The organism is Streptomyces sp. WM6372, from assembly GCF_001279655.1.
Lineage (GTDB): Bacteria > Actinomycetota > Actinomycetes > Streptomycetales > Streptomycetaceae > Streptomyces.
This window is the reverse complement of record NZ_LGDB01000207.1, coordinates 59630-74155: the sequence shown is the minus strand read 5'-3', so window position 1 is coordinate 74155 and position 14526 is coordinate 59630. Positions and strand designations below refer to the sequence as shown.

At 74.8% G+C, this 14526-nt stretch carries 1 protein-coding gene and 1 pseudogene; both read left to right on the top strand.

Features of this window, described 5'->3' with window-relative positions; all coding sequences use genetic code 11:
* Positions 1-9110, top strand: a 9110-nt coding sequence (locus tag ADK52_RS27615; RefSeq protein ID WP_159046041.1) for a type I polyketide synthase, incomplete at its 5' end; no start/stop codon positions are given.
* Positions 9067-14371: pseudogene (locus ADK52_RS27600) on the top strand (SDR family NAD(P)-dependent oxidoreductase). The gene ADK52_RS27615 and the pseudogene ADK52_RS27600, both read left to right, overlap by 44 nt.
* Positions 14372-14526 lie beyond the last annotated feature (155 nt).

Here is a 14526-nt window from a genome sequence, read left to right as displayed (position 1 = left end):
CGCAGCGGCTGGGCATGGGGCGTGAACTGCACGCGGCGTTCCCGGTGTTCGCCGCCGCTCTCGACGCGGTGGTCGCGGCCGTGGACACGTACCTCGACACCCCGCTGTACGAGGTGATCTGGGGCGAGGACGAGACGCTGCTGAACAGCACGGCGTTCACGCAGCCCGCTCTCTTCGCGATCGAGACGGCGCTGTTCCGGCTGGTGGAGTCGTGGGGCGTACGGCCCGACTTCCTGGCGGGGCACTCCATCGGTGAGATCACCGCGGCCCACGTCGCCGGAGTCCTCTCCCTGGAGGACGCCGCCCGCCTCGTCACCGCACGCGGCCGCCTCATGCAGGCTCTGCCCGCAAGCGGAGCCATGGCCGCGATCGAAGCCACCGAGGAAGAAGTCCTCCCGTACGTCTCCGATGTCGTCGGCATCGCCGCCATCAACAGCCCCCGCTCCATCGTGGTGTCGGGTGCCGAGGACGCCGTCGAGGCGATCCAGGCACACTTCACGGAGCAGGGCCGCAAGACGACCCGGCTCCGCGTCTCGCACGCCTTCCACTCCCCGCTCATGGACCCGGCCCTCGCCGAGTTCCGCGCGGTCGCCGAGTCCGTGACCTACGCGCCCGCCCGGATCCCGGTCGTCGCCGGGGTCCACGGCGAGCTCAGCGAGGACTGGGGCACCCCCGACTACTGGACCCGCCACCTGCGCGAGGCCGTCCGCTTCGCCGACACCGTCCAGCACCTGCACGCCAAGGGCGTCAGCCGGTTCCTCGAACTCGGCCCCGACGCCGTCCTGACGGCCCTCACCCGTACGACCCTGGACACTGAAGCTGACGCCGAAGCCGAAGCCGAAACCCCCGTCGTCGAGCCGGTCCTGCGCAAGAACCGCCCCGAGGCGCACTCCCTCCTCAGCGCCCTCGCGCAGCTCCACACCACCGGTACGCCCCTCGACTGGACGGCGTTCTACCAGGCCGCCGAGGACCGCTGGTCCGAGCTGCCGACGTACGCCTTCCAGCACCAGCGGTACTGGCTGGAGGGGGCGGCCGCCGGCGGCGGCGCCGGGCTCGGCTCCGCCGGCCTCGAAGCGGTCGGGCACCCGCTGCTCAGCGCCGCGCTCCCCGCGGCCGACTCCGGCGAGGTGGTCCTGACCGGACGCCTGTCGGTGGACACCCAGCCGTGGCTGGCCGACCACGACGTCCTCGGCTCGATCCTGCTGCCGGGCACCGGCTTCGTCGAACTGGCCGTCCGGGCCGGCGACCAGGTCGGCTGCGACCGGATCGAGGAGCTGCTCCTCGAAGCACCGCTGATCGTGCCCGCCCGCGGGGGTGTCGCCCTCCAGGTGCGGGTCGGCGCCCCGGACGCCTCGGGCGCCCGGTCGATCGGCATCCACTCGCGCGGCTCCGCCCCGGACGCCCCGTGGACCCGCCACGCCTACGGCACGGTGGTGCCGGGCGCGCCGGCCGCGGCGTTCGACCTGTCGCAGTGGCCGCCGGCCGGTGCGACCCCGCTCGACGTCACCGGCGCGTACGACCGTCTGCTGGAGCGCGGTTACGCGTACGGCCCGGTGTTCCAGGGCCTGAAGGCCGCCTGGGTGCAGGGCGACGACGTGTTCGCCGAGGTGGCGCTGCCCGAGACGGCGCACGGCGACGCGGCCCTCTTCGGGCTCCACCCGGCGCTCCTCGACGCCGCGATGCACGCGGACCTGCTCGGCGGCGACGGCGCCGCCGAGGGGGCGACGCTGCTGCCGTTCTCCTGGAACGGGGTCACCCTGCACGCGGCCGGTACGTCCGTGCTGCGGGTGCACATCCGCCGGGTCCGCGGGGACGAGGTGTCGGCGATCATGGTCGCCGACGAGACGGGTGCTCCCGTGGCGACCGTGGAGTCGCTGGTGTCGCGCCCGGTCTCCGAGGCCCAGCTGGCCGCCGCCTCCGGTGGCGCGTCCGCCGCCCTGCACCGCGTCGAGTGGCTGCGTACGGCGCCGAGCGGTGCCGAAGCGGCCGAGGCCGCCGTGTACTTCGCCCCCGTCCCGGCCGGCGCGGACGCCGCGGCCCGGGTGCGCGAGGTGGTGCCCCAGGTGCTCGCGAAGGTCCAGGAGTGGCTGGCCGACCCGGAGTCCGCCTCCGCCCGCCTCGCCGTGGTCACCCGCGGCGGTGTCCCCGTACTGGCCGGCGAGGACGCCGATCCGGCGCAGGCCGCCGTCTGGGGTCTGGTCCGGGCGGCCGAGGCCGAGAACCCCGGCCGGTTCGTCCTGGTCGACGTGGCCGCCGGAACCCGCGATCCGGGCGCCGACGTGGCCGCCGCGGTGGCCTCCGGCGAGCCGGAGACGGCGGTGCGCTCCGGCGAGGTGCGCCTCCCGCGCCTGACCCGGATCCCCGCCCCCGCCCCCGTCTCCCCGTGGGGTACGACCGGCACCGTGCTGATCACCGGCGGTACCAGCGGCCTCGGCGCGCTGGTGGCCCGCCACCTGGTCACCGAGCACGGCGTACGCCACCTGCTCCTCACCAGCCGCCGCGGTCCGGGCGCGCCGGACGCCTCGGCGATCGTCGCCGAGCTCGCGGAGCTGGGCGCCCACGCCTCGGTGGCGGCCTGCGACGTGACGGACCGGGAGTCGCTCGCCGGCGTCCTGGCCGGCATCGACGCGGCCCACCCGCTGAGCGGGGTGGTGCACGCCGCCGCCGTCGCGGGCGGCGGGCTCGTCGGCTCGCTGACCGCCGAGGGCTTCGACTCCGTACTGCGGCCCAAGACCGACGGCGCGTGGAACCTGCACGAGCTGACCCGGGACTCCGGCCTGTCGGCGTTCGTCCTCTTCTCCTCGGCGGGCGGCTCCGTCCTGGCCGCCGGCCAGGCCGACTACGCCGCGGCCAACTCCTTCCTGGACGGCCTCGCCGCCCACCGCCGGGCCGCGGGCCTGCCGGCCACGGCGCCCGCGTTCGGCATGTGGGGGATCAGCACCGGTCTCGGCGGCGACCTCACCGACGCCGACCTGGAGCGCATGAAGCGGCTGGGCCTGCCGGCGCTGACCGTCGCGGAGGGCCTCGCCCTCTTCGACGCCGCCGTCGCCGGGTTCGACGCCGTGGTCCTGCCGCTGAAGACCGACGCGGCGGCGCTCGCCGCCCGCGGCGAGGACCTGCCCGCGCTGCTGCGCGGCAAGGTGCGCGGCCCGGTCCGCCGGACCGTGCAGGCGCATGCCGCCGAGACCTCCGAGCTGGAGCGCCGCCTCGCCGGGGCCTCCGCCCAGGAGCGCGACCGGATCGTCCTCGAACTCGTCCGTACGCAGGTCGCGGCGGTGCTCGGCCACCCGTCCCCGGACGCGATCGGCCCGGAGACGGCCTTCCGCGAGCAGGGCTTCGACTCGCTCGCCGCCGTCGAGCTGCGCAATCTGCTCCAGGCCGCCACCGGTCTGCGGCTGCCGGCCACGCTGGTCTTCGACTACCCCAACTCCCGGGCGGTCGCGGGCTTCGTGGTGGACAAGCTGTCGGCGACCACCACCAAGGCGGCCCCGGCCGCCGCCACCGCGCCGCGCGCCACCGCAGCCACCGACTCGGACCCGATCGCGATCGTCTCGATCAGCTGCCGCTTCCCCGGAGGCGTACGGTCCGCCGAGGACCTGTGGGACCTGGTCGCCGAGGGCCGGGACGCCGTCGGGGCGTTCCCGACCGACCGCGGCTGGGACGCGGACGCCATCTACGACCCCGAGCCCGGCACGCCCGGCAAGACGTACGCCAAGGACGGCGGCTTCCTCTACGACGCCGCCGAGTTCGACGCGGAGTTCTTCGGCATCATGCCGCGCGAGGCCCTCGCCATGGACCCGCAGCAGCGCCTGCTGCTGGAGGCCGCGTGGGAGACCTTCGAGCGGGCGGGCATCGACCCGCAGACCCTGCGCGGCAGCCGGACCGGCGTGTACGCGGGCATCATGTACCACGAGTACGGCAGCCGGCTCACGGACGTCCCCGAGGACCTCGCGGGCTACCTCGGCAACGGCAGCGCGGGCTCCATCGCCTCGGGCCGCGTCGCGTACACGCTCGGTCTGGAGGGCCCGGCCGTCACCGTCGACACCGCGTGCTCCTCCTCGCTGGTCAGCCTGCACATGGCCTGCCAGGCGCTGCGCTCCGGTGAGATCACGATGGCGCTGGCCGGCGGTGTGACCGTCATGCCGACGCCGGACCTGTTCGTCGACTTCAGCCAGCAGCGCGGGCTCGCCGCCGACGGCCGCTCCAAGGCCTTCGCGGGGGCCGCCGACGGCACCGGCTGGGCGGAGGGCATCGGCCTGCTCCTCGTCGAGCGCCTCTCCGACGCGGAGCGGCTCGGCCACCCGGTGCTCGCCGTGATCCGGGGCAGCGCCATCAACCAGGACGGCGCCTCCAACGGCCTCACCGCCCCCAACGGGCCGTCCCAGCAGCGGGTCATCCAGCAGGCGCTGGCCGCGGCCGGCCTCACGACGGCCGATGTGGACGCCGTCGAGGGCCACGGCACGGGCACCCGCCTCGGCGACCCGATCGAGGCCCAGGCGCTGCTCGCCACGTACGGCCAGGGCCGTGACGAGGACAAGCCGCTGTGGCTCGGCTCGATCAAGTCGAACATCGGCCACGCGCAGGCGGCGGCCGGTGTCAGCGGTGTGATCAAGATGGTGGAGGCGCTGCGCCACGGCGTGCTGCCGAAGACGCTGCACGTGGACGAGCCCTCGCCGCAGGTCGACTGGACCGAGGGCAACGTCAGGCTGCTGACCGAGCCGGTCGAGTGGCCGGCCGGCGGCCGCCCCCGCCGTGCGGGTGTCTCCTCCTTCGGCCTGAGCGGTACGAACGCCCACGTCATCCTCGAAGAGGCCCCGCAGGCCACGGCGGACGCGGAGCCGGTGGCGGTCACGCCCGCGGCCGGTGTGCCGGTCGCCCTGGCGGTGTCGGCGAAGAGCGCGAAGGCCCTGCCCCGGCAGGCCGAGGCGCTGCGCGCCCACCTGGAGGCCCACCCGGAGCAGTCCCTGGCCGACGTCGGCTACTCGCTGGTGGCGTCCCGGGCGGCGCTGGACCACCGCGCGGTGGTCCTCGCCGACGACCGCGAGGGCGCGCTGCGGGAGCTGGCGAAGCTGGCCGGGGGCGTGGAGTCCGCGGACGCCGTCACCGGCAGCCGCGCGGACGGCGCGACCGCGTTCCTCTTCACGGGCCAGGGCGCGCAGCGCCTGGGCATGGGCCGTGAACTGCACGCCGCGTTCCCGGTGTTCGCCGAGGCCCTGGACGAGGTCGCCGCCGCGGTGGACCCGTACCTGCGGACCCCGTTGTACGAGGTCATCTGGGGCGAGGATGAGGAGCTGCTCAACAGCACCGCCTACACCCAGCCCGCCCTCTTCGCGATCGAGACGGCGCTGTTCCGGCTCGTCACCTCGTGGGGCGTGCGGCCGGACTTCCTGGCCGGCCACTCCATCGGCGAGATCACGGCCGCGCACGCGGCCGGGGTCCTCTCCCTGGAGGACGCGGCCCTGCTGGTCACGGCCCGCGGCCGCCTGATGCAGGCGCTGCCCGCAGGCGGAGCCATGGCCGCGATCGAGGCCACGGAGCCCGAGGTCCTCCCGTACCTGGGCGAGGAGGTCGGCATCGCGGCGATCAACAGCCCGCGCTCGATCGTGGTGTCCGGCACGGAGGAGGCCGTCGAGGCGATCCGGGCCGCCTTCACCGAGCAGGGCCGCAAGAGCACCCGGCTCCGTGTCTCGCACGCCTTCCACTCCCCGCTGATGGACCCGGCGCTCGCCGAGTTCCACCTGGTGGCCGAGTCCGTGACCCGGCACGAGCCGCGGATCCCGGTCGTGGCCGGGGTCCACGGCGCGATCAGCGAGGACTGGGGCACCCCCGACTACTGGAGCCGTCACCTGCGCGAGGCGGTCCGCTTCTCCGACACCGTCCAGCACCTCGCCGCCAAGGGCGTCCGGACCTTCCTGGAGCTCGGCCCCGACGCGGTCCTCACCGCCCTCGCGCAGAACATCCTCGACGGCGCGGACGCCGTCATCGAGCCGGCCGTACGCAAGAACCGGCCCGAGGCGCGCACCCTGCTGGCCGCCCTCGCCCGGCTCCACGCCACCGGCACGGCCGTGGACTGGACGGCCTTCCACGCCGGGTCCGGCGCGCGGCCGGTCGAGCTGCCGACGTACGCCTTCGAGCGCCGTCCGTACTGGCTCGACGCCCCCGCCCCGGCCCCGGCCGGGGATGTCACCAGCATGGGCCAGCAGCCGGCCCAGCACCCGCTGCTGAGCGCGGTGGTGGTCTCGCCGGAGGCCGGAGGCGTGGTCCTGACCGGCCGCCTGTCGGTGAAGACCCACGCCTGGCTGGCCGACCACGACGTCCTGGGGACCGTGCTCCTGCCCGGCACCGGATACGTCGAACTCGCCATCCGCGCGGGTGAGGAGGTCGGCTGCGACGTCATCGACGAGCTGACCATCGAGGCGCTGATGCCGATGCGCGAGGACGGCGGCGGCCTGGCCATCCAGGTCACCGTCGACGCGGCCGACGCCACCGGCCGCCGCTCCCTCGCGGTGTACTCGCGTCCCGACGACGGCCCGGCGGACACGCCGTGGACGCGGCACGCGAGCGGTGTCCTGGCTCCCGGCGCCCAGCACCCGCCGGCCCCCGAATCGTTCGGGGTCGGGACCGGGGTCTGGCCGCCCGAGGGCGCCGAGGAGGTCGACATCTCCGGGGTGTACGACTACCTCACCGGCCAGGGCTACGGATACGGGCCCATGTTCCGCTGCCTGCGCGGGATCTGGACGCGCGGCAAGGAGACCTTCGTCGAGGTGTCGCTGCCCGAGGACGACCTCGCGGTGGGCCACGCCTACCGCATCCACCCGTCGATCCTCGACGGCTCGCTGAGCGCGACCGACTTCATGGACGGGCGCCGGCCGCAGGACGTCGGAGGCACCCAGCTCCCGTTCGCCTGGGCCGGAGTGACCCTGCACGCGGCCGGCTCCTCCCAGCTGCGGGGCCGGATCACCGCGGTGGAGTCGCACAAGTCGCAGGGTTCGGACGCCGTCCGGATCGAGCTGTCCGACCTGCGCGGCACTCCGGTCGCGACCATCGACTCCCTGGTGGTCCGCCCGGTCACGGCGGCCCGCGTCAACGCCGCCGCGGCCGCCGGCCAGAGCGAGCGCTCGTCGATGTTCCACCTGGTGTGGAACCAGCTGCCGCTGGGCGCCAGCGCCTCGGCGGTCGCCGAACGCTGGGCGGTCCTCGGCGGCTCCGACCACACCTTCGGCGAGGGCCTGGCCGCGTACCCCGATCTCGGGGCGCTCGCCGCGGCACTCGACGGCGGCGCGCAGCTGCCCGAGGTGGTCGTGCTGCCCGTACCGGCCGGCGAGGGCGAGGTCCCGGACGCGGTCCGGTCCGTGACCGGCGCCGTCCTCGACGTCCTGCGGGACTGGCTGGAGGAGCCCCGCTTCGGCCGTTCCCGCCTCGCCGTGGTCACCCGCGGCGCGGTCCGGGCGAAGGACACCGACGCCGTCGACCTGGCGCAGGCGCCCGTATGGGGGCTGCTGCGCTCGGCGGAGGAGGAGAACCCGGGACGCTTCCTGCTGGTGGACACCGACGGCTCGGCCGCCGCCCACCAGGTGCTGCCCGCGATCGCCCTGACCGGGGAACCGGAAGCGGCCGTACGCGGCAGCGAGGTCAAGGTCCCGCGCCTGGCCCGGATCGCCTCCAGCCAGGTCGCCTCCGACCTGCCCTGGTCGGCGGAGGGCACCGTACTGATCACCGGCGGTACGAGCGGCCTCGGCGCCATCACCGCCCGCCACCTGGTGGCGGAGCACGGCGTGCGCCACCTGCTGCTCACCAGCCGCCGCGGCCCGGACGCGCCGGGCGCCCGGGAGCTGAGCGCCGAACTGGCCGGGCTCGGGGCCGAGGTGTCGGTCGTCGCCTGCGACGTGTCGGACCGCGGCGCCGTGGACGCGCTGCTGGCCGGCGTGTCGGCCGAGCAGCCGCTGACCGCGGTCGTGCACGCCGCGGCCCTGATGGACAACGCGCTGACCGCGCAGCTGACGGCGCGGCAGGTCGACGCCGTACTGCGGCCGAAGGCGGACGCCGCCTGGCACCTGCACGAGGCGACGCTCGGCCTGGACCTGACGGCCTTCGTCCTCTTCTCCTCCTGCGCCGGACTCGTCGTCGGCGCCGGACAGGGCAACTACGCGGCGGCCAACCGCTTCCTGGACGGGCTCTCCGCCCACCGCCGCTCGCTCGGACTGCCCGCCACCTCGCTGGCGTTCGGCCTGTGGGAGACGAAGACCGGACTGGGCGGCGGGGTCACCGACTCCGACCTCGGCCGGATGAAGTCGCTGGGCCTGCCGGCGCTCCCGACGGCCGAGGGGCTGCAGCTCTTCGACGAGGCGATGACCCTCGACGAGGTGATGATCGCCCCGATCCGCGTCGACAACGCGGCGCGCGGCGCGAACCCCGGCGCGGCCCCGGTGCTCCTGCGGGACGTGCTGAAGGCCGAGCCGGCGCCGCAGCAGCGCCAGGACGTACGGGCTCCGGCGGTGGCGGCCGCGGCCGCCGCCTCGGCGGCCGGTTCGCTGTCGCTGGAGGAGCGGCTGGCCCGGATGCGGCCCGCCGACCGGGAGCCGGCGGTCCTGGACCTGATCCGGGCCCAGGTGGCGGCCGTCAGCCACAGCGACCCCGACACCATCGACGTCAACAAGGGCTTCACGGACCTGGGGCTCGACTCGCTGGCCGCGATCGACCTGCGCAACCGGCTCCAGACCGCGACGGGGATGCGCCTGCCGGCGACCATGATGTTCGACTACCCGAGCCCCGTCGTGATGGCCGAGTTCCTCCTGGAGGAGATCCTCCCGGCCATCGAGGACGTCGCGGAGCCCGAGCCGGCGGCCGCCGCCGCCCAGGACGACCACTCCATCCGCGAGGCGCTCGCCTCGATCCCCGTCACCGCACTGCGAGAGGCGGGTCTCCTGGACGCGCTGCTCAGGCTCGCCGGCCCGGTGGAGCAGCAGGGGGCGACGGCCGCACCGGCCGCGTCCGGTGCGCCTGCCGCCCCGCAGACCGCCGACCGGAGCGAAGAGATCAAGAGCATGAACATCGACGACCTGGTGCGTGCCGCGCTTGCGTCCGCCGAACCGAATTCGAACGAGGGCTGAGGTCATCGTGGAAGCATCAGTGGAACAACTCGTCACCGCTCTCAGACAGTCCATGCTGGACAACGAGCGGCTGAAGCGGGAGAACAGCGAGCTGGCCGAGGAGGCCGACCGGGCCGGCGAGCCGATCGCGATCGTGGGCATGGCCTGCCGGTACCCCGGCGGCGTCAACAGCCCGGACGATCTGTGGCGGCTCGTGGCCGAGGGCCGCGACGGCGTCTCCGCGTTCCCCGAGGACCGCGGCTGGAACACCGACGCCCTGTACGACCCGGAGCCGGGCAAGCTCGGCAGGACGATCACCCGCGAGGGCGGTTTCCTCTACGACGCCGGCGACTTCGACGCGGCCCTGTTCGGGATCTCCCCGCGCGAGGCCCTGACCCTCGACCCGCAGCAGCGGCTGCTGCTGGAGGCCTCCTGGGAGGCCATCGAGAGCGCGGGCATCGCCCCGCACACGCTCCGCAAGAGCAAGACGGGCGTGTTCGGCGGCGTGATGTACCACGACTACGGTCCCGGTACGAGCGACGGCAGCCTGGTCACCGGCCGGGTCGCGTTCAGCCTGGGCCTGGAGGGCCCGGCCCTGACGATCGACACGGCGTGCTCCTCCTCGCTGGTCGCCATGCACCTGGCGGCCCAGTCGCTGCGCTCGGGCGAGTCGACGCTCGCCCTGGCCGGCGGGGTCACCGTGATGACCGAGCCGGACATGTTCCTCTACTTCAGCCACCAGCGCGGCATGGCCGCCGACGGCCGCTGCAAGTCCTTCTCGGCCGACGCGGACGGCACCGGCTGCTCGGAGGGCGTCGGCGTCATCGTCCTGGAGAAGCTCTCCGACGCCCGCCGCAACGGGCACGAGCGCCCCCAACGGCCCCTCCCAGCAACGCGTCATCCGCAGCGCCCTGGAGAACGCCGGCCTCACCATCGCCGACGTCGACGCCGTCGAGGCCCACGGCACCGGCACGACGCTGGGCGACCCGATCGAGGCACAGGCCGTACTGGCCACGTACGGCCGCCGGCCCGCCGGCGACAAGCCGCTCTACCTGGGCTCGCTCAAGTCCAACCTGGCCCACACGCAGGCCGCGGCCGGGGTCGGCGGAGTCATCAAGATGGTGCAGGCACTGCGCCACGGCCTGCTGCCCAAGGTCCTCCACCTGGACGAGCCGACTCCGCACGTGGACTGGGAGTCGGGCAACGTCCGGCTGCTGACCGAGGCCGTCGACTGGCCGGCGGGCGAGCGCCCGCGCCGCGCGGGCGTGTCCTCGTTCGGCCTGAGCGGTACGAACGTCCACGTCATCCTGGAGGAGGCCCCCGCCCCGGAGGCCGCCGCGACCGAGGGCGGGACGCGCGAACTCCCGCTGGTCCCGGTCGTCCTGTCGGGCCGCTCCGCACGGGCGCTGACCGACCAGGCCGCGCAGCTGCACGCCCGCGTCAGCGCGGACGAGGAGCTCGCGCTCACCGACCTCGGCTACTCCACCGCGACCACCCGGACCCCGCACGAGCACCGCGCGGTCGTCGTCGGCGCGGACCGCGAGGAGCTCCTCTCCGGCCTGTCGGCCCTCGCCGAGGGCACGATCGCCGACGCGGGTGTGGTGGAGGACCAGGTCCGCGACGGCCGCACGGCCTTCCTGTTCACGGGCCAGGGCGCGCAGCGCCTGGGCATGGGCCGCGAACTGCACTCCGCGTTCCCGGTGTTCGCCCGCGCCTTCGACGAGGTCGTCGCGGCCGTGGACACGTACCTCGACACCCCGCTGTACGAGGTGATCTGGGGCTCGGACGAGACGCTGCTCAACAGCACCGCCTACACCCAGCCCGCCCTCTTCGCCATCGAGACCGCGCTCTTCCGGCTGGTCGAATCCTGGGGCGTACGGCCCGACTTCCTGGCCGGCCACTCCATCGGCGAAATCACCGCGGCCCACGTCGCCGGAGTCCTCTCCCTGGAGGACGCCGCCCGCCTCGTCACCGCACGCGGCCGCCTCATGCAGGCACTGCCCGCAGGCGGAGCCATGGCCGCGATCGAAGCCACCGAGGAAGAAGTCCTCCCGTACGTCTCCGACACCGTCGGCATCGCCGCGATCAACAGCCCCCGCTCCATCGTGGTGTCCGGTACGGAGGACGCCGTCGAGGCGATCACCGGGGAGTTCGGGGGCCGGGGCCGCAAGACGACCCGGCTGCGCGTCTCGCACGCCTTCCACTCCCCGCTGGTCGAGCCGGCCCTGGCCGAGTTCCACCTGGTCGCGCAGAGCGTGGCGTACCGGCCGGCGCTGATCCCCATCGTCTCGAACGTGACCGGCCGGCTCGCCACGGACGCCGATCTGGCCTCGCCCGCCTACTGGGTGCGCCACGTCCGCGAGGCGGTCCGCTTCACGGACGCCGTCCGGACCCTGGCGGCGAAGGGCGTCAACCGGTTCATCGAGCTGGGCCCCGACGCGATCCTGACCGCGCTCACCCGCACGACGCTGGACGCGGACGACGCGATCATCGAGCCGGTGCTGCGCAAGAACCGCCCCGAGTCCCGCACCCTGCTGACCGCGCTGGCGCACCTGCACGCCGCGGGCGCCCGGATCGACTGGGCCGCCTTCTACCAGGGCACCGCGGCCCGGCCCGTGGCCCTGCCCACGTACCCGTTCCAGCGGGAGCGGTACTGGATCATCGAGAACCCGCTCGGCGGCGACGCCTCCGCCTTCGGCCTGACCCCCGCCGGCCACCCCCTGCTCGGCGCGGTCATCCCCTCCCCGGACACGGACGGGGTGACCTTCACGGGCCGCCTCTCCGTCGACACCCACGCCTGGCTGGCCGACCACGACGTCCTGGGCACCGTGCTGCTGCCCGGCACCGGCTTCGTCGAACTCGCCCTGCACGCCGGTGAGCAGGTCGGCTACCCGGCCCTGGAGGAGCTCATCCTCCAGGCGCCGCTCGTACTGCCGGAGCGCGGCGGGGTCGCCCTCCAGGTCTCCGTCGGCCCCGACGACCTGGGCCGCCGTACGATCCGCATCCACTCCCGGCACCAGGACGCGCTGCCCGGCACCCCGTGGCTGCTGCACGCCGAGGGCCTGCTCGGTACCGCGCCCGCCACCACCGGCGCCACCGGCGCCGACCTCGTCGCGTGGCCGCCGGCCGGTGCCGAGGAGGTGCGCGTGAGCGACGCGTACGAGCTCCTCTTCCGGCAGGGCTACGACTACGGGCCGGTGTTCCAGGGGCTCAAGGCCGCCTGGCGCGAGGGCGACTCGGTGTACGCCGAGATCGAACTGCCCGAGGAGGCGCACGACGAAGCCGCGCTCTTCGGCGTCCACCCGGCCCTCCTCGACGCCACGATGCACGCGCTCGGGGTCGGTGAGGGCGTCACCGGGGAGGAGCAGACGGAGCTGCCGTTCTCCTGGTCGGACGTGTCCCTGCACGCGGTCGGCGCCACCTCGCTGCGGGTACGGATCACCAAGCACGGGGAGAACAACCTGTCGCTGGACCTCGCGGACCGCAGCGGCGCCCCGGTGGCCTCCATCGGCTCGCTGACGTTCCGTCCGGTCTCGCCGGAACAGCTCGGCGGCGGACAGCCGGACACCCTGTTCGAGATCGGCTGGCGTGCACTGGCGGCGCCGGCCGCCGGCTCCGCGTTCCAGGTGTGGGACGAGGTGCCCGCGGGCCCGGTGCCGGGCGCGGTGGTCTTCCCCGTCCCCCGGGCCGACGGCCCGGTCCCGGCTGCCGTGCGCGCGACGGTGGGCGACACCCTCACCGCCGTCCAGGAGTGGCTGGCCGACCCGCGGTTCGAGCGGGCCACGCTGGTCGTGGCGACCCGCGGTGCGGTGGCCGCCGGAGCCGGGGAGACCGTCGACGTGGTGCAGGCCCCGGTGTGGGGTCTCGTACGCGCCGCCCAGGCGGAGAACCCGGGCCGGATCCAGCTCGCCGACCTCCCGGCGGGCGGCAGCGGCTTCGACGGCCTGGCCGCGGTCATCGCGTCGGCAGAGCCGGAAAGCGCGGTACGCGGGTCCGAACTCCGTATCCCGCGCCTGGTCCCGGTGACGGACGCCACCGCCACCGGCACGGCGACGGCCACGGCCACCACCACCGGCACGGCCACCACCACCGGCACCGGCACTCCGGCGCTCGATCCCGAGGGCACGGTCCTCATCACGGGCGGCACGGGCGGCATCGGCGCCCACCTGGCCCGTCACCTGGTCACCGAGCACGGCGCGGGCCACCTCGTCCTGACCAGCCGGCGCGGCCCCGACGCGGAGGGCGCGGCCGAACTGGCCGCGGAACTCGCCGTACTCGGCGCCGAGGCCACCGTCACCGCGTGCGACGTCTCCGACCCGCAGGCGGTCGCGGCCCTGCTCGCCGGGATCCCCGCCGCGCACCCGCTGACCGGTGTGGTCCACGCGGCGGGCACGGGCGACAACGGCCTGATCGCGACGATGGACGCCGACCGCCTCGGCGCCGTCCTCGCCCCGAAGGCCGACGCGGCCTGGCACCTCCACGAACAGACCCGCGACCTGCCGCTGGCCCTGTTCACGCTGATCTCCTCGGCGGGCGGCCTCACCCTGGCCGCCGGCCAGGCCAACTACGCGGCGGCGAACACCTTCCTCGACGCCCTCGCGACGTACCGCCACGCGCAGGGCCTCGCGGCCCAGTCGCTGGCGTTCGGTCTCTGGGCCGCCAGGACGGGCCTCACCGAGTCCATCGAGGAAGACATCCGCCTGATGGCGGCGCGCGGCCTCCCGGCCCTGGAGGTCGAAGAGGCCCTCCAGCTCTTCACCTCGGCCCACACCAAGGGCCGCCCGTCCCTGGTCCCCCTCCGCGTGGACACGGCGACGCTCCGCACCCGCGCGGACGACCTCCCGGCACTCCTCAAGGGCCTGGTCCCCCAGCCCACCCGCTCCACGACCCGGGCCGCCGACCGCGGCACCGACCCCGCGGCGCTGGTCGAGCGCCTGTCCGCCCTCCCCGCCAAGGAGCGCGAACAGGAACTGCTGGACGTCGTACGCGCGCACGCCGCCGCCGTACTGGGCCACGCCGGCCAGGACGCGGTACGCGCGGACCGCGGCTTCCTGGACCTCGGCTTCGACTCGCTGACGGCCCTGGAACTCCGCAACCGCCTGGGCGCCCTCACCGGCTCCCGCCTGACGCCCACCCTGATCTTCGACTACCCGTCCCCGGTCAAGCTCGCCGCGCACCTGCGCGAGCTCCTGTTCGGCGCCGAGTCCCCCGAAGACGACCTGAGCGCCGCCACGGCGGAGGAACTGTTCGACATCCTCGACGGCGAGGAGATCTTCCAGTAGCCCGAAGCAACCCGACGGCCGCCTCCCCCGAACGGGGCAAGGCGGCCGTCGCGTTCCGGCACCCGCCGTCTCCTTCGGGGCGCTGCAGATCCCCAACCGCGTCGATGGTGTCGTACGACGCCCGGACGGTACGGACGCCTCGGCGCCCCGCTACT